The following is a 19041-nucleotide window of genomic DNA, read 5'->3' on the forward strand; positions in this document are numbered from 1 at the left end:
CTCCCCTACCGTGAAGGAAGTTTCCATGGAAATGCGTCTTCTGGGCCGCAGCGGCACCGCAGTCAGCAACTATGCGCTGGGCACCATGACCTTCGGCAACGAGTCTGACGAACGGGCTTCACACGCCATCCTCAACGACTACGTCAACGCCGGCGGCAACTTCGTGGACACCGCTGATGTGTACACCTCCGGCGCCTCCGAAGAAATCATCGGCCGCTGGCTGCATGCCAATCCCCGCGCCGCCGCCGACGTCGTACTCGCCACCAAGGGCCGGTTCCCGATGGGGGCCGGCGCCAATGACCTCGGCACGTCCCGCCGGCACCTGCGCCGCGCGCTGGAGGATTCCCTGACCCGGCTGGGGGTGGACCATGTGGACCTCTACCAACTGCACGCGTGGGACCCCTACACGCCGCTGGAGGAAACCCTGGGTTTCCTCCAGGACGCGGTAACGGCCGGGAAAATCAGTTACTACGGGTTGTCCAACTTCACCGGCTGGCAGCTCACCAAGGCGGTTTACACGGCCCGGGAGCACGGCTGGGCGCTGCCGGTTACGCTGCAGCCGCAGTACAACCTGCTGGAGCGGGAAATCGAGTCCGAAATTGTTCCGGCAGCGCTCGACGCCGGCCTGGGCCTCCTGCCCTGGTCACCTCTGGCAGGCGGCTGGCTGACCGGCAAGTATGACCGCGAAACGGTGCCCGCCGGCAACACCCGGGTGGGCGACAACCCTACCCGGCAGTTCCAGGGCTGGGACCTGCGCAGCCACAACGAGCGGACCTGGCGGATTATCGACGAGCTGCGCGCCGTCGCCCAGGTGCACCAGGCGACGCCGGCACAGGTGGCGCTGGCCTGGCTGGCGGACCGCCCAGGGGTGACGTCCGTGATTCTGGGCGCCCGCACCACGGACCAGCTGGCCGACAATCTGGGCGCGGCTTTCCTGACGCTCACGCAGGAGGAAACCCAGCGGCTGACCGAGCTGAGCATGCCGCAGGTGGGCAACTATCCGTACGGCCCGGACGGGTTGAACCAGCGCGCCCGGCTACTCGAGGGCGGCCGCTAAAAACCGCTGAACCTCAGGGTTTGAGGAAGTCCTCGGGGCGCAGCTGCTGCGCCCACTTGCTGATTTCTTCTTCCTGCAGCTCATCCGGCTTCGCCGCCGGCGTCGGGTTTTCGGCGCTCGGTGCAGGCTTCCCGTCGGTCTCCGGGATCGGCCGCACGTACGGCTGCGGGTGGGCGGCCATGTTCTGGATGGCGGCCCCCGAGGCGCGGATGCCGGCACCGGTGAACTGTGCGTAAAGCTTCAGTGCCTTCACGGGCTGGCCCTGCGCCAGCGCGGCGTACACCTGCTGGTGCTGGGCCGCGTTCAGCAGCGACGCCGCTTCCTTGGCCGCCTGGGGGGAGGTGCCGGTTTCCGCCGTGGAACGGGGCCGGGCGGGACGCTGCGCTGCAGGCCGGGTCTTGCCGGTACTGTCCCCGTCGCCGTCCGGAGCTTCAGCTGCCCGGCGCTTCTGGATCCTGCCCACCAGCGCGCTGACAACTGCTATTGAGAGGACAAAGAGAAGAATCACCACGAGCTCCATACCTCGATCCTAGCTTCGCTTTCTCCGCGCCTTAAAACGGCCGGTATATTGACGTTCACCACAGCCACGGCCTATCAACGGAGATGCCATGACAGCCAGCACCACCACCCAGTTACGGTCCCTCCGAGTCGACATCCGGGACGAGGTGGCGGAAGTGCAGCTGATCGGCCCGTCCAAGGGAAACGCCATGGGGCCGGACTTCTGGACCGAACTGCCCGAGGTGTTTGATGCGCTGAGCACCAACGACGGCGTCCGGTCCGTGCTGCTCTACGGTTCCGGCGGCACGTTCAGTTACGGCCTGGACCTCCCGGCCATGGCCCCGGTCTTCGCCCCGATGCTGGCTGCCGGCGGGATGGACGCGAAACTGCGCGAGGATTTCCGCCGCCGGATCAAGGCCCTCCAGGACTCGGTGAGCTCGCTGGCCCGCTGCGCCAAGCCCGTCATTGCCGCAGTGGACGGCTGGTGCATTGGCGGCGCCATTGACGTGATTGCGGCAGCGGACATCCGCATTTCCTCCCCTGCCGCACGGTTCAGCGTACGGGAGGTCAAAGTGGCCATTGTTGCGGATCTGGGCTCCCTGCAGCGGCTGCCGGCCATCATCGGCGAGGGAGCCACCCGGCACCTGGCCCTGACCGGCGAGGACTTTGACGCCGCCCGCGCCTATGCACTGGGGCTGGTCACGGAACTGGCGGACGACGTCGTCGCACGCGGCCGTGAACTGGCCGCCGCAGTGGCGGCCAATCCCCCGCTGGTAGTGCAGGGCGTCAAACAGGTGATGAACCGGCGGACGCAGGGACCGGTGCAGGACGGCCTGGACTATGTCCAGGTCTGGAACACCGCGTTCCTGGCCAGCCGCGACTTCGGTGAGGCCACCGCCGCGTTCGCTGAGCGCCGCCCGCCGGTCTACCGCGGGGAGTAGCCGGCACGGTCCCGGCGCGGCTCGTCACGGGTGATTCCTAGCCGCACAACGACGGCGACGGCGGCCGCCGCGGTGAGGGCCGGGATGAGTGCCGCGCCGGTCAGGGACGGGCAAAATGCCAGGACCACGGCGGCAGCCAGTGCCGTCAGGCCGAGCGCGGCGGTCAGTGCCTCCCGCGTACGCAGGGCCAGGAGAATCAGCGCTCCGCCGAACACCGGGCTGAAGACCAGGTCCGGCGTAAAGGGAATGCACAGGACGGCCAGTGCAGCCAGTGCGGCCATGGCTCCACGCTGGACCCGGATGCCCTGCCGGGTTTCCGCCCGGGCGGTGAGGAACCAGGCGGCGAGAAGCAGTGCCGCGGCCAGGATACCGGCGCCGAAACTCATCAGCTGAGTACCGGCCCAGTTCTGCGGGAGGAAGGGCAGCCTGCGGGCCCCGGCAAGCTGCCAGGCCGTGCCCAGCAGCGCGCCTATTCCGGTCGCTGCGGACAGGTACCGGCCCGCCCGTCGGTCCGCCGGACGAGCATCCGCTGTGCCTGCCGTGACGATGCGCGTGTTAGATGCTGCGGCCATGCCGTCCCCCGGTCTGCGGCCCGGTTGGATACCGGGGTTCCGGGAAATCTAGCATGCCCCGGCCTGGTGCCCCGCCGGAACCCCGGCCGTAGAGCGGAACAGTCAGGCGGCAGGCCGCAGGGCGGCGTCGATCAGGACTTCCGCGGCGGCACGGGCCTGCACCGCGGCCGCGGAATCCCCCGCTATGGCAGCCGTGCTCTGGGCCCCTTCGGCCAGGATCGCCAGCTGTGCCCCCAGGGTTTCCGTGGCGCCGAGGTCCCGGGCCAGGCCGGCCATGTACCGCTGGAAGGATTGCTTGTGTTCCCGTGCGAGGGCGGCCACTGCAGGATTGGTCCCGCCCAGTTCACCGAAGGCGTTGATGAACGCGCAGCCGCGGAAATTCCCGGTACAGAACCAGTCCTGCAGGTAGTCGTAGACGGCCAGCAGCCGCTCTCGCGGGGCCTCCCCTGCCACGGCTACGCGTGCCTCAACCGCTGATTCCCATTCCTCGTGTTTACGCCGGAGCACTGCGGAAATAATGTCGTCCTTCGACGGATACAGGGAGTACAGCCGCCGTAGTGAAACGCCCGCGGCAGTACGCAGCTCGTCCATCCCGACGGCAGCGAATCCCTTGCGGTAGTACAGGTCATCGGCTGCCGAAAGGACGCGCTCCGCAATGTCTTCGTTCGTCATATCTCCAGTCTACTTGACGCGAGAACGAACGTTCTCTATTGTCTAGTTCACACCGTGAGAACGATCGTTCTCGCGGGACCGAAAAGAGGAGTCCATCATGGGTTACATCGCCGCAGGCACCGAGAACAGCACCACCACCCACCTCTACTACGAAGACCAGGGCACAGGCCAGCCGGTTGTGCTGATCCACGGTTACCCGCTGGACGGCTCCAGCTGGGAGCGCCAGACCCGCGAACTGCTCGCCGCCGGCTACCGTGTCATCACCTACGACCGCCGTGGCTTCGGCCAGTCCAGCAAGGCCGGCTCGGGCTACGACTACGACACGTTCGCAGCAGATCTGAATACCGTGCTGGAAACCCTGGACCTGCACAACGTGATCCTTGTCGGGTTCTCCATGGGCACCGGCGAACTCGCGCGCTATGTCTCCCGGCACGGTTCCGAGCGCATCGCCAAGCTTGCCTTCCTCGCCTCCCTCGAACCGTTCCTGGTGGCCCGGGAGGACAATTCCGAAGGTGTCCCGCAGGAAGTCTTCGACGGGATTGAAGCAGCCGCCCGGGCAGACCGCTTCGCTTGGTACACCAACTTCTTCTCCGACTTCTACAACCTGGAGGAGAACCTGGGCAGCCGGATCAGCCAGGAGGCCGTCACCGCCAGCTGGAACGTGGCCACCCGCAGCGCACCGGTTGCCGCCTACGCGGTAGTGCCCACCTGGATCGAAGACTTCCGCGCCGACGTCGACGCCGTCCGCGAGAGCGGCAAGCCCGTGCTGATCCTGCACGGCACGGCGGACAACATCCTGCCGATCGACGCCACTGCCCGCCGGTTCCGCAAGCTGGTGCCGGAAGCGGACTACGTGGAGATCGACGGCGCGCCGCACGGCCTGCTGTGGACCCACGCTGCCGAGGTCAACGAGGCGCTGCTGGGCTTCGCCGGCAAGTAGCGCCGCGCCAAATCCGGCTCTGACCGGCAGCGGCAGCGGGACGCGTGTGCGGCCCGCTGCCGCTGTTTTGGCCGAACCGCCCACCGAATAAAGCACGGCATGGGGCAGCTCACAGTATGGTGTGGGCATGTTCGCATCCGATGCATGGGGGGCCATCATTGAGGACGCCCACCGATATCCGTCACCGCACAACTCACAGCCGATGAAGATCCAGCTGCGCAGCCCGACCGAGGCCACGGTCTACTACGACCTGGACCTGGGGCTGCCCGCGGAGTCCTTTGGCATACCGTTCGGCCATGTATGCGCAGGGGTTTTCCTGGAATCTGTCCGTGTGTGCGCGCGGGTCCGCGGATATGACGTCCGTGAAGACCTCCACCACCATGACATGGACTTCGGGGCCGCGGACCGGCTTCACCTCATCGGTGACCTCACCCTGGTGCCGCGGCCTCCCGACGCGGAGGATGTGGCCTCCTTCGAGGCCTTCCAGGCACGGCAGACCTCCCGCCGGCCGTATGACAACACCATGGTGGCACCCGCCGCTGTCGAGGAGGCCGAGGCCACGGCACGCCGGCACGGGCAGGAATTCCGCAGCACCAGCGACGCCGCCCTCATCCGCAAGGTGGTGCACATCAACCAAGCCACCCTGTTCGACGATCTGCGCAAAGACGCCGTGCACCGCGAAATCCTCACGTGGCTGCGCTTCTCCCGCGCCGAAGCCCGGGAGAGCGGTGACGGCCTCAGTGCGGAAACCATGCTGATGCCCGGGCCGGTGCTGCGTTTCGCCATGCACCACCGGGGCCTGTGGGAAGCACCGGTGATCGGGGCGCTCATCCGCCGGATCTATCTGAACACCATGCGGGGCGTGCGCCAGCTGGGCTGGTTGGAGGGGCCCTTCAACGGACCCGCCGACTACGTGGCGGCGGGGCGCACGTTTATGCAGATCTGGCTGGGTTTCACCCGCCGGAATGTATACCTGCATCCGTTCGGCACCGTTATCACCAACCCTCGCTCGCACACCGAGTTCGTACAAGCTGCAGGAGCAACCGAGGGTAACGGGCGGATGGCCTGGATGCTCTTCCGGTTTGGCCACAGCACCCCGCCACCCCCGGCGCACCGGCGCCCTGCTTCTGCCATGATCGTTGACCCCGTCCAGGAGCTGCATCCGTGAAAAAGCTGTTGATCTTCGCCTTTGTTGCCGTGCAGGAACGCTTTGTGCGCCTCTTTATGCCTCGGGTTGCCACCCACAAGCTGCTCCTGCTGCCCGGAATCGAATCGTTCCGCTGGACCATGGGCCGCTGGCGAGCGTGGCGCACCTTTGAACTGGCGGCCCGCAAGGTTCCCGCTTACCGGGAGTTCCTGGCCAAGCAGGACTTCCCGGGCCGGCTCACCGGCAACGGCAAGGTCTGCGACGAGTTCGCGCAGATCCCGGAAATGGATAAGGACAGCTACATCCGCCCGTGGACCACCGCCGAGCGCTGCATCGGCGGCAAACTCCCCCGCCGCGGCGTGGTGGTTGATGAATCCTCGGGCAGCTCAGGGGTGCCCACCAGCTGGGTCCGGGGTCCCGACGAGCGCGAGGCCACCCGGCAGCTGCTGCAGCTGGGCTTTGCCCGGACCGCCGCCGAGCTGGACAAGCAGCCCTTTGTGCTCAATGCGTTCTCCCTGGGTGCGTGGGCCACCGGCATGAACGTCACCTCGTCGCTGACCGACGTCACTATGATCAAGTCGATCGGTCCGGACAAGGACAAGATCATTCAGACCATGCGGGAGTTCGGCCCGGGTTTCACCTACATCATCCTCAGTTACCCGCCCTTCCTGAAGGCCCTCTTCGAGGACCCCCGGCTGGACTGGCAGGACTACGACATAGTTGCCGCCTTTGGCGGTGAAGGCATCAGCGAGAACATGCGCGCCCACATTAACCGCTACACGCACGGTGCCTTTGGTTCCTACGGGGCGTCCGACCTGGAGATCAACCTGGCCATTGAAACGGACTTTTCCGTGGCGCTGCGCCAGGCCGTGGCCCGGCATCCGGAACTGGCCGCGCGCATCACCAAGCAGCACGAGTACGGCGTCCTGCCGATGATCTTCCAGTTCAACCCGTACGGCTATTTGATCGAGACCAACGACGCCGGGGAACTGCTGGTGACGATTGTCCGGCGGGAGAACATCAACCCCCGGATCCGCTACAACATCCATGACCGCGGCCATGTGATGCGGGTGCGGGACCTGTTGCCGGTGCTGCGCGAGTACGGCCTCCACGACGTGCTGCGCGAGCAGCTGCTGGACCTGCCACTGCTTTTCCACTACGGCCGTTCTGACCTGTCGGTGGACTTCAACGGGGCCGTGGTGGCCCCTGATGCCCTGCGGGACGTCATCTACAACGAGCCGGCGCTGCTCGACGCCGTGGAAAACCACCGGCTCATCAGTTATGAGGACGACGGCGGCAACCGCCAGCTGCACATTGCGCTGCAGCTGACCGAACAGGCAACCGCATCCGGGGCGCTCGACACGGAGCGGTTCCGTCCGCACGTGCTCGCCGAGCTGCGCCGGATGAACGGGGACTTCAACAACGCCATCCGCACCTCCCCCGCTTCATCCCTGCCCACGGTGGCCTTCTACGACTTCCGGACCGGCCCCTTCACCGCCGACGGGCGCAAGCTCAAGAACGAGTACGTATGGCAGCTGGACGGGGATGAAGCCACGCAGTGGGACCTGGATCTGTCCTACGCGGCGCAGCCCTAGCCGATTCCCGCAACCCGCCTAGGCCTTCAGCGCCAGCACAAAGGGCAGCACGGATTCAGCCCCGGCCTCGCGGAGCACCCGGCCCGCTTCGGTCAGGGTCCAGCGGCTGTCCGCAAAATCGTCCACCAGCAGCACCGGTCCCGGGTTGGCCGCGAACCAGGCTGCGCCCTCGGGCGAAACAGCAAACTGGTCCCAGACCGCGGCCAGCCGGAAGGCACTGTTGCCGCCGGGGCCGCCCGTGGGCCCGCCGTGCGGGGCCAGCAGCGCGCCCAGATACGGGATCCGGCCCAGCTCGGACAGGCCGCGGGCCAGGGAGTCCACCAGCTGCGGGTGGGACCGGGACGGAACACTGACTATGGCCACGGGCCGCTGCTCCCAGCCCCACTGCGCCAGCACCTGCACGCAGCCGTTGACCAGGGCGGGATCGGCCGGGGCATCCTCGACGCCGGGAGCGAAGATCTCCCGCAGCCGTCCGCCCCAGCCCAGATCCGTGAGGCGGGCCAGCGCGCGGCCGGAGGACACCGCCTGTCCGGGTTTGATCTTGCCCTTGACCGGCACCCCCAGCCGGTCCATGCCGGAGGGGTACATGCCGCGCGGATCCACTTCCACGCCCACTTTGCTCAGCGCACTGCCGGCGTTCTCGGTGGCCTCGGCAGCGACGTCGTCGGCGAACCAGCGCCCGGCGCAGTTGTCGCAGCGCCCGCACGGCGCCGCGGCCGGATCGTCCAGCTGTTCGGAGAGGAACTGCATGCGGCAGCCGGTGGTGCTTTCATAATCGAGCATGGCCTGCTGCTCGCGTACCCGGGCGGCGGCAATGCGTTCGTAGCGTTCGCGGTCGTAATGCCAGGGCTGGCCGGTGCCCCGCCAGCCGCCGGACACCTTCTCCACGGCGCCGTCCACGGCCAGGACCTTCAGCAGCAGCTCCAGCGGCGAGCGCTTAAGGTTCACCCGGGTCTCCAGCACACCGGTGGAAAGCACCGTGCCGCCGGCCAGCTCTGCGAGCACCGCGCTGGCGGGTCCTTCCGCGGGCATGGAGGAGGTGGCGAAGTACTGCCAGATGTCGCGGTCCTCAGCACCGGGCAGCAGCAGCACGTCGGCATTGGGGGTGCCGCGGCCGGCACGTCCTACCTGCTGGTAGTAGGCCACCGGGGAGGACGGGGCGCCCAGGTGCAGGACAAACCCCAGGTCCGGCTTGTCAAAGCCCATGCCCAGCGCACTGGTGGCCACCAGCGCCTTGACCCGGTTCTCCTTCAGGGCCGCTTCGGCTTCCTCCCGGTCCGCCGGATCGGTCCGCCCGGTGTAGGCCAGGACCGGGTGCCCGGCCTTCTGCAGCAGCCTGGCGGTGTCTTCAGCGGCGGAGACGGTCAGGGCGTAGATGATGCCGCTGCCAGGCAAGTCGTCAATGTGGGTGAGCAGCCAGGCCAGCCGGGAGCGGGCATTGGGCAGCCGCAGTACCCCCAGCCGCAGGCTTTTCCGCGCCAGCGGACCGCGGATGGTGAACACGTCTTCGCCGCCGGAGGCCAGCTGCTCCTCGATGTCCTTCACCACGCGGCTGTTGGCGGTGGCCGTGGTGGCCAGGACCGGCACGGAGGAGGGCAGCTGCTCAATCAGGCTGCGGATCCGGCGGTAGTCCGGGCGGAAGTCGTGGCCCCAGTCGGAAATGCAGTGAGCTTCGTCGATCACCAGCAGCCCCGAGCGGCGGATCAGTTCGGGCAGGTGCTGTTCCCGGAACCCGGGGTTGTTCAGCCGCTCCGGGGAGACCAGCAGCACATCCACCTGATCTGCTTCCAGCTTGGCGGAAATGTCCTGCCACTCCAGCTGGTTCGCGGAGTTGATGGCCTCGGCGCGCACCCCGGCACGGGCCGCGGCTGCCACCTGGTCCCGCATCAGGGCCAGCAGCGGGGACACAATCAGCGTTGGTCCGGCCCCGCGGGCGCGCAGCAGCAGGCTGGCCACAAAGTAAACGGCGGATTTGCCCCAGCCGGTGCGCTGGACCACCAGGGCCCGACGGCCGCCGGACACCAGCGCTTCGATGGCTTCGAACTGGTCCTGGTGGAACTGCGCGGAATCATTGCCCACCAGCGCGCGCAGCAACTCCACGGCCTCCGCGTGCAGTGCGGAGGATTCCGGGGCACGGTCCTGCGCCCCGTCCTGCATCGAGTCCTGTGCCGTATTCTGTTCCGACTTGAAGGGGGTGCCGTGCGTATCCGTGCGTTCCATACCTTCCACTATCCCAGCCCCGTCTGACTGTTTTCTGCACAGGAATCGGCTTGTGGGCAAGACCGCCGCGTTGGGCGCCCCTATAGACTGGCCCACGTGAACAATGCATTCGACCTCTCCGCGTCCTTCAAGGCCTACGACGTCCGCGGCGTCGTAGGCGAGACCATCACTGAACAGATCGTCGAGGCCGTAGGGGCCGCGTTTGTTGACGTTCAGGGCCTGGCCGGGCAGACGGTCCTGGTAGGCGGTGACATGCGTCCGTCGTCGCCGGAGTTCATCCGCGACTTTGCCCGCGGGGCCACCGCGCGCGGCGCCAATGTGCTGCTGCTGGACCTCATCTCCACCGATGAGCTGTACTACGCCTGCGGTGTGCTGAACGCCGCCGGCGTGACCTTCACGGCCAGCCACAACCCGGCCCAGTACAACGGCATCAAGATGGCCAAGGCCGGAGCGGTACCCATCTCCTCGGAAACCGGGCTGAAGGACATCCAGGCGCTCGCCGAGAAGTACCTGAATGACGGCGCCATTCCCGCCGGGGCGCAGACCGGGCAGATCTCGGTCCGCGACGTGCTGGCCGACTACGCCGGCTACCTGCGCAACCTGGTGGATCTCTCCGGCATCCGCCCGCTGAAAGTAGTGGTGGACGCCGGCAACGGCATGGCCGGCATGACCACCCCCGCCGTGCTGGGCAGCACCATCCTCCCGGGCCTCCCCCTGGACATCATCCCCCTGTACTTTGAACTGGACGGGTCCTTCCCCAACCACCCGGCCAACCCGCTCGAGCCGGAAAACCTGCGCGACCTGCAGGCCGCCGTCGTCGAACACGGCGCAGACATTGGGCTGGCCTTCGACGGCGACGCCGACCGCTGCTTCGTGATTGATGAGAAGGGCGAGCCGGTCAGCCCCTCCGCCGTCACCGCCCTGGTGGCCCGCCGGGAAATCGCCCGCGCCAAGGCGTCCGGCGAAGAAACCCCGGTGATCATCCACAACCTGATCACCTCCCGCGCCGTTCCGGAGCTGGTGGCGCACGACGGCGGCCGCGCCGTCCGCACCCGGGTGGGCCATTCCTTCATCAAGGCCGTGATGGCCAGCGAAGGGGCGGTCTTCGGCGGGGAGCACTCCGCGCACTACTACTTCCGCGACTTCTACAATGCGGACACCGGCATGCTGGCTGCCATGCACGTCCTGGCCGCCCTGGGCGAGCAGACCCGCGTCCTTTCGGACCTGGCCCGCGAATATGAGCCGTACTTCTCCTCCGGCGAGGTGAACTCCCGGGTCGAAGACGTTCCGGCCGCCGTCGCCCGCGTCCGCGCCGAATACGAGCGCGAAGGCGTCACGGTTGATGCCATGGACGGGCTGACCTTCACTTCCGATGACGGCGCCTGGTGGTTCAACCTGCGCGCCTCCAACACCGAACCCTTCCTGCGGCTGAACGCTGAAGCAGAGGACCTGCCCACCATGGAGCGCGTCCGCGACCACGTACTTGAACTAGTGAGGAAATAAGAACATGGCTGATGTTGAACTGAACGGCAGCGAACCGTCCGCACAGGTCCAGGAGGACCTGAACTCCCTGCTCGGCACCGCGCTGGGCGTCACCCAGGAGCAGCTCGAGGCGCAGGGCGCCTTCCTGCCCGCCGCACTGGTGGTCCAGAACGACGGCGAGCTGCGCATGATCGCCGTCGCACCGGAAGAAAGCGACGAAGACCTCGACGCCGATGCCATGATCGATGACCTCTACACGGTGCTCACCGAGCAGAAGGGTGAGAACCGTGCCGTGGCCGTGTTCTCCGACATCCACCTGCCGGAGGAAAACACGGACGCCATCCACGTGGTGACCGAGCACTCCGAAGGTGTATGCATTTCGGCCATCCAGACCTACTCCAACGACGGCGACGAGTGGACCTTCAATGAGCCCACCTGGGAATCCGGCGACCGGATTGTCTGGGCTCCCGAAGCCTAGTAACGGATCCGGATCACGCCGGGTCAAAGCAGCAAAACAGCAAAACAAAAGGGTGGCCCCGCCGGTTCCGGCGGGGCCACCCTTTTGTTTTTGGTACTGCTGACCGGTCTCAGGCTGCGGCGAAGCGCTCCTTGAGCTCGGCGAGACGGTCCTGCAGTTCCTGCGGCAGGGTGGCACCGAAGCGGGCGTACCACTCGTCAATACCGTCCAGTTCGGTGGCCCATTCCTGCGGGTCCACCCGAACGGCCTGCTCCACGTCCTCAGGGGTCATGTCCAGGCCGGTGAGGTCAATCGAGTCCCCGGTGGGCACATAGCCGATGGGGGTTTCGACGGCGCCGGCGGTGCCTTCGAGCCGTTCAATGACCCACTTCAGCACCCGGGCGTTGTCGCCGAAGCCGGGCCAGGCGAACCCTCCGTCGGCGGTGCGGCGGAACCAGTTCACCAGGAAGATCTTGGGCAGCTTCTCCTGGTTGGCCTTGCCGCTGAGCTCAATCCAGTGCCGCAGGTAATCCCCGGCGTCGTACCCCATGAAAGGCAGCATGGCCATGGGGTCGCGCCGGACCACACCCACCGCGCCGGCCGCGGCCGCCGTGGTTTCCGAGGAGAGCGTGGATCCCATGAAGATGCCGCTGGCCCAGTCGCGGGCCTCGGTGACCAGGGGGACGGTGGTCTTGCGCCGGCCGCCGAAGAGAATGGCGGAAACGGGCACGCCGTTGGGCGAGTGGTACTCGTCCGCAAGCATGTCGATCTGGTCAATCGGGGTGCAGAAACGCGAATTCGGGTGCGCGGCGGGGTGCCCGGCATCCGGGGTCCACTCGTTGCCCAGCCAGTCGGTCAGGTGCGCCGGTGCCTCATCCGTCATGCCTTCCCACCACACACCGCCGTCGTCGGTCAGGGCGACGTTGGTGAAAATGGAGTTGCCCTTGGCGATGGCGCGCATGGCGTTGGGGTTGGTGCTCCAGCCGGTGCCGGGGGCAACACCGAACAGGCCGGACTCCGGGTTCACGGCCCGCAGTTCGCCTTCCTTGCCGAACCGCATCCAGGTGATGTCATCGCCCAGGGTTTCGACCTTCCAGCCCTCGATCGTGGGATCCAGGAGGGCCAGGTTGGTCTTGCCGCAGGCCGAGGGGAACGCCGCGGAAACGAAGTAGTCCTTCTGCTCCGGGCTAGTGAGCTTGAGGATGAGCATGTGCTCGGCCAGCCAGCCCTCGTCCCGGGCCATGATCGAGGCGATGCGCAGGGCATAGCATTTCTTGCCCAGCAGCGCGTTGCCGCCGTACCCGGATCCGTAGGACCAGATGGAACGGTCTTCGGGGAAGTGCACAATCCACTTCTCGTCGCTGCACGGCCACGGCACGTCCTGCTCGCCCTCGGCCAGCGGGTAGCCCACCGAATGCAGGGCCGGGACAAAGAAAGCGTCCAGTTCCTCCATCTTGCGCAGCACGTCGGTGCCGATGCGCGCCATAATCCGCATGGAGGCCACCACGTAGGCGCTGTCGGTGACTTCGACGCCGAACTTGGGGTCCTCGGCGTCCAGGTGGCCCATCACGAAGGGGACCACGTACATGGTGCGACCGCGCATGGACCCGGCGAAGAGCCCGTCCAGCTTGGTCCGCATTTCGCCCGGATCCATCCAGTTGTTGGTGAAGCCGGCGTCTTTCCGCTTTTCGGAGCAGATAAAGGTCTGCTCCTCCACCCGTGCCACGTCCTTCGGGTCCGAGAACGCGGCGAACGAGTTCGGGAAGGTCTCAGGGTTGAGCCGGACCAGGGTGCCTGCGTCCACCAGTTCATCGGTCAGGGACCGGTTTTCCTCCTCGGAACCGGTTACCCAGTACACGCGGTCCGGCTGCGTCAGCTCGGCAACTTCGTTCACCCACGCTAGGAGGGCCTGGTGGGTGGTTGGGGCGGCTGCCCCACCCTTTGTGTCCAGCGGCTGGCTGGCAGCGTTTTCGCCGCTCTCATCGAGAACTAGCTGACGCGCGTCATCGCCCATGACTCTTCCCTTCGTTGGGTCAGTGGTGTGTTTTGATGCTAAGTGCGCCGTACCGACCGCTCCGGCGGCAAAGATCTCACCTTTACCGCCGCCGGAAGAGACGGACCCTGAAATCCAAGAGAAATGTGGTTCACACCCTACTTCAGTGTGACTAACGTCACATAGACCGGTCTAGTGACGCAGCTGACACCTCCTCGAATTGGCGTTGCCCCGGAAAGCCCGCTATAGTTATCTACGGCCAAACAGCCACGAAAGAACTTGAAAGAGTCTTGAAGAACTGAAGAATCACCGGTGAAAATCGGCTCCAGAGGTTTGATAGAGTAGTTCTTATGCGTGCGTAGCTCAACGGATAGAGCATCTGACTACGGATCAGAAGGTTGGGGGTTCGAATCCCTTCGCGCGCACCACTCAGACCCGGTCTGATCAAGGAAACTTGATCAGACCGGGTCTTTTGTTTTCCCGGTGCGAATCACGGCGCCTCCCCATACCGCCGCCGGGTTGCCCCTCCCGGCACGTGATGCAAGGCTCAATCCATGACTGAGACCATGCATACAGACGTAGTTGTCATCGGCGCCGGCGCCGTGGGCGAAAACGCGGCCGGCCGCGTTGTTCAAGGCGGGCTGTCCGCCGTCCTCGTTGAGGCGGATCTGGTGGGCGGGGAGTGTTCCTATTGGGCCTGCATGCCATCCAAGGCGCTGCTGCGCCCGGGCACCGCATTGAACGAGGCCCGTTCCCTGGCCGGTTCACGGGAAGCCGTCACCGGCACCCTTGATGCCGCTGCCGTACTGGCCCGCCGGGATTCCTTCACCTCGCACTGGAACGACGAGGGCCAGGTCGAGTGGGTGCACAGTGCCGGAATCGAGCTGGTGCGGGGCCGCGCCCGCCTAACCGGGCCGCGCGAAGTGGAAGTGGCCGCCACTGACGGCCGGACCCTGCAGATCACCGCCCGGCACGCCGTCGTCCTGGCCACCGGATCCACGCCCACCGCTCCCCCGCTCGACGGCCTCGACGCGGTCGACTATTGGGGCACCCGGGAAGCCACCTCCGCACAGGAAATTCCCGGCCGGCTGGTGGTTATCGGCGGCGGGGTCGCCGGCGTCGAACTGTCGCAGGCCTACGCCCGGCTGGGCTCCACCGTTACGCTGCTCGCCCGCGGGCCGCTGCTGAAGTCCTTTCCCGAACCCGCACGCGCCCTGGTGGAAGAGGGCCTGCGCTCGGCCGGCGTGGATGTCCGCACCTCCACCTCCCCTGCCTCGGTCCGGAATTCCGACGACGGCGGCGTGGAGGTGACGCTGGAGGACGGCGGCACGGTCAGCGGAGACAGGCTGCTCGTTTCCACCGGACGCCACCCCAACCTGGCGGGGCTGGGACTGGAAGAACTGGGCCTGGATCCGCGGAAACTGGACACCGACGATACCGGCCGGGCCACCGGCGTCGACGGCGGCTGGCTGTACGCCGTCGGCGACGCGGCCGGGAAGGTGCTGCTGACCCATCAGGGCAAGTACGAGGCCCGCGCCACCGGTGATGCCATTGTGGCCCGGGCGGGAACGGATGCCGTGAACCCGGCACCGTGGAGCCGCTTTACGGCCACGGCGGATAAGTACGCCGTCCCGCAGGTGGTGTTCACCGATCCGGAGGTGGCCATGGCGGGCCGGACCCTGGAGCAGGCCCGGGCCGACGGCATCAACGCCTCGGAGACATCGCTGGAGATCGCCGTCGCCGGTTCATCCCTCTTTGCCGACGATTACAAGGGCTGGGCGCAGATGGTGGTGGACGAGGACCGCAAGGTGCTGGTGGGAGTGACCTTCGCGGGTCCGGGCGTTTCGGAACTGCTGCATTCGGCCACCATCGCCATTGTCGGGGAAGTGCCGGTGGACCGGCTGTGGCATGCCGTCCCCGCCTACCCGACCATCAGCGAGGTGTGGCTCCGGCTGCTGGAAAAGTACGGCCTCTGACCCGGATGGCTTCGGCCCCGCCGGTGTGGCAAACCTCTCGCCGCCGTCATTTGCACTGACTAGTCAGTTTCACCTAGGTTGGCAGATGCGCCTCTCTGCGTGCCAGGCGCGCGACATCTCGCTACATCCCAGGACAAAGAGGCGAAGACACCATGCTCAGTGCGGAAGACCTATTTATTAAGGGGCGCCATAGTGCGCTCCTGCCGCCGACGTCCCTGCGCCTGGAAGCCGGGGGTTTGCTGCTGATCCAGGGGGATGACCAGTCCACCCGCACCGCACTGGCCCTGGCGCTCTCCGGCAGGATGCGTCCCACCTCCGGCATCGTGGCCTGGGGCCGCAGCGACCGGCTGGAAAACCTGCGCCGGCACGCGGCCCTGGTGGATTCGCCGGAGGTAAACGAACCGGAGCGGCATTTCCGCGTGCGCGACCTGGTGGCTGAGGACCTGGCCCTGATTCCGCGCCGCAGCCGGCCGCACGCCGACGCCGGGGCCTGGCTTGCGGCCGAAGGCCTCGCGGAGCTGGGCCCGCTGTGGATCGAGGAACTGGAACCGGCGGCCCGGCTGGACCTGCTGGTCCGGCTGGCGCTGGCGGACTTCGCCGTCGAACTGCTGGTTTTTGATTCCCCTGACCGCCACCTGGCGGATCCGGACGTTTGGCTGCCCATCCTCACGGACAGTGTGGCGTCCGCTGAACGGCTGGTTTCCGCCGTCGCTGTCGTGGCGCAGGTCCCTGCAGAGTGGACCGGACCGGCAGCTTCCGCCGGCGTATCGGCCGGCGCCGCCGCCGAGGAGGTGTCCGCGTGACCGTCTTCCGCCTCGCCCTGAGCGAACTTAAACGCATGACCGGCGGCATCCTGCCGAAGCTGGCCATCCTCGCCCTGTCCCTGGTGCCCCTGCTGTACGGCGCCATTTACCTCTATGCGAACTGGGACCCGTACGGGAACCTGGACGGCATCAAGGCCGCCCTGGTGGTGGACGACGACGGTGCCGACACCGCTGACGGGCGCTTGGAGGTCGGTGCCACCGTGCAGGAGAACCTGCTGGAGGACGGCACCTTCGACTGGGAGATCGTGGACAGTGCCGACGCCGCCGAGACCGGGGTCCGGGACGGCACCTACGAATTTGCGCTGACCATCCCGGAGGATTTTTCCGCGAACCTTGCCTCTGCGTCGGATCTCGGGAACGCCCGCCAGGCCAGCCTGCATGTGACCACCAATGACGCGAACAACTACCTGCTCAGCAGCATCGTGGACAAACTCACGGGCTCCGTGCACGACAGCGTGGCGGCCGAAGTGGGCGAGGAGACGGCCAACCAGCTGCTCACCGGGTTCAGCACCGTGCACACGCAGCTGGAGAAGGCCGCCGACGGCGCGGGGCAGCTGGCCGACGGCGCGGGCTCGGCGGATTCCGGCGCGGCGGAGCTGAAGTCCGGCTTGGACACTCTCTCTACCGGGGCGCATTCGCTGGTGTCCGGCCAGGAGCAGCTGGTGACCGGCGCCAACAGCCTGGCCACAGGCGCCACCCAGCTTTCCGGCGGAGCCAAGGAGCTGTCCACGGGGGCGGGGCAGCTGTCCGGCGGCCTGGGCCAGCTCTCCTCCTCCACGGCTGCGCTGCCGCAGCAGACCCGGCAGCTGGCTGACGGGGCAAGGCAGGTTGCAGATGCAACGGCCGGCTTGAACAGCAAAATCACCGCAGCCACGCAGGCCGCCCAGCAGAACGTCACGGACAGCGTGACCCGGCTGGTGGCCAGCGGCGTGCTCACTCCCGCGCAGGCCGCCGCACTCCAGCAGGAGCTGGCCGGCGCGCAGACCGGAACCGCCGGCCAAGACCAGCTGGCAGAGCTGCAGACGCTGGCCACGGGCGCTGAGAACGTCGCTGCCGGCGCAGAGCAACTGGCCGCCAGCGCGCAGCCGCTGACCGACGGCATCAGCGCCGCCAACACCGGCGCCGCCAAGCTTTCCACCGGAGCGTCGGATCTGGCCGCCGGTGCGGACAAGCTCGCTGCGGGTGCCGGTGACCTGGGAGCCGGCGAACAGCAGGCCCTGGACGGTTCCCGGCAGCTGGCCGACGGCGCGGACTCCGCTGCCGCAGGCGCCGGCACCCTGAAGGACGGGCTCACCCAGCTGAAGGACGGCTCCGCGGAGCTGGCCCAGCAGCTCGATGAGGGCGCCGGAAATGTGCCCAACCCCAGTGACGAGGAGCGCGCCAACGCTTCCTCGGTGATTGCCGATCCGCTAACGGTCAGCACCGTGGACCAGGCCGAAGCGGGCACCTACGGCGCCGGCCTCGCCCCGTACTTCCTGACCCTGGCCATGTGGGTGGGCATCTTTATGCTCGCCCAGGCCATGCGGCCCATCAGCCGCCGCGCCCTGGCATCCAACGCTCCGGCGTGGAAGATAGCCTTGGGCGGCTGGCTGCCGTTCCTGGTGGTCTCCCTGGTCCAGGCCACCCTGCTGTACGCGGTGGTGCGGTTCGGCCTCGGACTGGACCCGGCGCACCCGGTCCTGGCGTGGGTACTGCTGCTGATGGCCGCCATGGCATTCTCGGCCCTGATCCAGGGCATCGTGGCGCTGCTGGGTTCAGTGGGCAAGTTCGTGGTGCTGATCCTGCTGGTGCTGCAGCTGGTCTCCTCCGGCGGCACCTTCCCGTGGCAGACCATTCCCGCCCCGCTGCACGTGGCCCACGACCTGCTGCCGATGGGTTACATGGTGAACGGCCTGCGTCAGCTGCTGTACGGCGGGGAACTGGCCCAGGTCACCTCGGTGGCGGCGGGGCTGCTGGCCTACACCGCCGTCGGGCTCCTGCTGTCCCTGCTGGCGGCGCGCAAGCACCGGCTGTGGACGCTGAAGACGCTGCAGCCGGAAATCGACATCTAGCCTCGCAGGCACTTCGGTGCCGCGTGCTGCCTCAGGCGCGCGGCACCACAAAGTCGGTGATCCGCGCGTCTCGACCGTCCAGCTCCGCCCAGGGCAGCGCGGTTTCCATCACGGTGAGGCCCGACGTCGGATAGCGGGTGGCCATCTCCATGACGGCCTCTTCATCCGAGTCGGCCGAGGCAAGGCGCATGGCCAGGTCCTGGACGCCGGGCAGGTGGGCGATTACCAGCAGGCTGGTCACCGTTTCCGGCACGTGGTTGATCAGGCTGAGGATCCGCCCGGGGCTGGCGTCATAGAGCCGGTCCTCGAGTTTTGCGGTGGGTGCCTTGTCCCCGAGTTCCTTGCACACCCAGGTGCAGGTCTGCCGTGCCCGCAGTGCGGAGGAGCAGAGAATGAAGTCCGGGATGCTGCCGTGCTCGCGCATCCACACGCCGGCCAGCGGTGCGTCCCGGTGCCCCCGGCCGGAGAGCGGACGCTCGTGGTCTGCGACGTCGCGGGGCCAGTCGGCCTTGGCGTGGCGCAGGAGCTGGAGTTTCTTGAGGTGGTGGCCGGTCATTAATTCAGCTTAGCCGCGGACGGAATGAACGCGTTCCGTCCGCGGCTGCGGTTGTCACTT

16 protein-coding genes and 1 tRNA gene are annotated in these 19041 nt (G+C 67.2%); 11 read left to right on the forward strand and 6 right to left on the reverse strand.

Features of this window, described 5'->3' with window-relative positions; translation table 11 throughout:
- Nucleotides 1-25: 25 nt before the first annotated feature.
- Nucleotides 26-1057 (forward strand): aldo/keto reductase, encoded by a 1032-nt coding sequence (locus LJ754_RS14320; RefSeq protein WP_227913225.1) that lies wholly within the window; start codon nucleotides 26-28, stop codon nucleotides 1055-1057.
- Between the two features lie 13 nt (nucleotides 1058-1070).
- Here the strand turns inward: LJ754_RS14320 and LJ754_RS14325 are convergent, their stop codons facing one another.
- Nucleotides 1071-1577, reverse strand: coding sequence for a hypothetical protein (locus LJ754_RS14325; RefSeq protein WP_227927087.1), 507 nt, complete (start codon nucleotides 1575-1577; stop codon nucleotides 1071-1073).
- A gap of 88 nt (nucleotides 1578-1665) precedes the next feature.
- Between LJ754_RS14325 and LJ754_RS14330 the strand changes: the two genes are divergently transcribed.
- Nucleotides 1666-2496 carry a crotonase/enoyl-CoA hydratase family protein gene (locus tag LJ754_RS14330; protein WP_227927088.1) on the forward strand — a complete coding sequence of 277 codons (831 nt, stop codon included), beginning with the start codon at nucleotides 1666-1668 and terminating at the stop codon, nucleotides 2494-2496.
- On the opposite strand, the gene LJ754_RS14335 is transcribed toward LJ754_RS14330, so the two are convergent.
- Together LJ754_RS14335 and LJ754_RS14340 are read right to left on the reverse strand one after the other, a co-directional pair.
- Entirely contained in the window at nucleotides 2481-3068 is a 588-nt protein-coding gene (locus LJ754_RS14335; RefSeq protein WP_227927089.1) for a hypothetical protein, read from the reverse strand. The two genes, LJ754_RS14330 and LJ754_RS14335, sit on opposite strands and share 16 nt — an antisense overlap.
- Before the next feature lie 102 nt (nucleotides 3069-3170).
- Nucleotides 3171-3740, reverse strand: coding sequence for a TetR/AcrR family transcriptional regulator (locus LJ754_RS14340; RefSeq protein WP_227913217.1), 570 nt, complete (start codon nucleotides 3738-3740; stop codon nucleotides 3171-3173).
- 97 nt (nucleotides 3741-3837) lie between these two features.
- Here LJ754_RS14340 and LJ754_RS14345 point away from each other — a divergent pair, with 97 nt between their 5' ends.
- The 3 genes from LJ754_RS14345 (at nucleotide 3838) to LJ754_RS14355 (ending at nucleotide 7422) form a co-directional block, all read left to right on the forward strand.
- Entirely contained in the window at nucleotides 3838-4680 is an 843-nt protein-coding gene (locus LJ754_RS14345) for an alpha/beta fold hydrolase (RefSeq protein ID WP_227927090.1), read from the forward strand.
- A gap of 127 nt (nucleotides 4681-4807) precedes the next feature.
- On the forward strand, nucleotides 4808-5848 hold the full coding sequence (locus tag LJ754_RS14350; RefSeq protein ID WP_227927091.1) for a hypothetical protein: 1041 nt from the start codon (nucleotides 4808-4810) through the stop codon (nucleotides 5846-5848).
- Complete coding sequence (locus tag LJ754_RS14355; RefSeq protein WP_227927092.1) at nucleotides 5845-7422, forward strand: phenylacetate--CoA ligase family protein; 1578 nt, start codon at nucleotides 5845-5847, stop codon at nucleotides 7420-7422. Before LJ754_RS14350 ends, LJ754_RS14355 begins: the two co-directional genes overlap by 4 nt.
- Nucleotides 7423-7440: 18 nt before the next feature.
- Here LJ754_RS14355 and LJ754_RS14360 read toward each other — a convergent pair whose 3' ends face one another.
- A complete protein-coding gene (locus LJ754_RS14360; protein WP_227927242.1) occupies nucleotides 7441-9579 on the reverse strand; it encodes a RecQ family ATP-dependent DNA helicase in 2139 nt (712 codons plus the stop codon).
- A 159-nt stretch (nucleotides 9580-9738) separates the two neighbouring features.
- On the opposite strand from LJ754_RS14360, the gene LJ754_RS14365 reads away from it, so the two are divergent.
- Both LJ754_RS14365 and LJ754_RS14370 read left to right on the forward strand, forming a co-directional pair.
- Complete coding sequence (locus LJ754_RS14365) at nucleotides 9739-11145, forward strand: phosphomannomutase/phosphoglucomutase (RefSeq protein WP_227927093.1); 1407 nt, start codon at nucleotides 9739-9741, stop codon at nucleotides 11143-11145.
- Between the two features lie 4 nt (nucleotides 11146-11149).
- Nucleotides 11150-11602 (forward strand): hypothetical protein, encoded by a 453-nt coding sequence (locus LJ754_RS14370; RefSeq protein ID WP_227927094.1) that lies wholly within the window; start codon nucleotides 11150-11152, stop codon nucleotides 11600-11602.
- Between the two features lie 109 nt (nucleotides 11603-11711).
- Here the strand turns inward: LJ754_RS14370 and LJ754_RS14375 are convergent, their stop codons facing one another.
- The gene (locus LJ754_RS14375) at nucleotides 11712-13595 is read right to left on the reverse strand and encodes a phosphoenolpyruvate carboxykinase (GTP) (protein WP_227927095.1); all 1884 of its coding nucleotides are present in this window, start codon (nucleotides 13593-13595) and stop codon (nucleotides 11712-11714) included.
- Between the two features lie 331 nt (nucleotides 13596-13926).
- On the opposite strand from LJ754_RS14375, the gene LJ754_RS14380 reads away from it, so the two are divergent.
- From LJ754_RS14380 to LJ754_RS14395, 4 genes are all read left to right on the forward strand, one after another.
- A tRNA-Arg gene (locus tag LJ754_RS14380) sits at nucleotides 13927-14002 on the forward strand.
- Between the two features lie 126 nt (nucleotides 14003-14128).
- On the forward strand, nucleotides 14129-15550 hold the full coding sequence (locus LJ754_RS14385) for a dihydrolipoyl dehydrogenase family protein (protein ID WP_227927096.1): 1422 nt from the start codon (nucleotides 14129-14131) through the stop codon (nucleotides 15548-15550).
- Nucleotides 15551-15702: 152 nt separating this feature from the next.
- On the forward strand, nucleotides 15703-16353 hold the full coding sequence (locus LJ754_RS14390; RefSeq protein WP_227927097.1) for an ABC transporter ATP-binding protein: 651 nt from the start codon (nucleotides 15703-15705) through the stop codon (nucleotides 16351-16353).
- Nucleotides 16350-18425, forward strand: a complete 2076-nt coding sequence (locus LJ754_RS14395; protein WP_227927098.1) for a YhgE/Pip family protein — start codon at nucleotides 16350-16352, stop codon at nucleotides 18423-18425. Before LJ754_RS14390 ends, LJ754_RS14395 begins: the two co-directional genes overlap by 4 nt.
- Before the next feature lie 31 nt (nucleotides 18426-18456).
- Here LJ754_RS14395 and LJ754_RS14400 read toward each other — a convergent pair whose 3' ends face one another.
- Entirely contained in the window at nucleotides 18457-18981 is a 525-nt protein-coding gene (locus LJ754_RS14400; protein ID WP_227927099.1) for a SixA phosphatase family protein, read from the reverse strand.
- Nucleotides 18982-19041: the final 60 nt, after the last annotated feature.

It is taken from the genome of Arthrobacter sp. zg-Y40 (genome assembly GCF_020731535.1).
Lineage (GTDB): Bacteria > Actinomycetota > Actinomycetes > Actinomycetales > Micrococcaceae > Arthrobacter_B.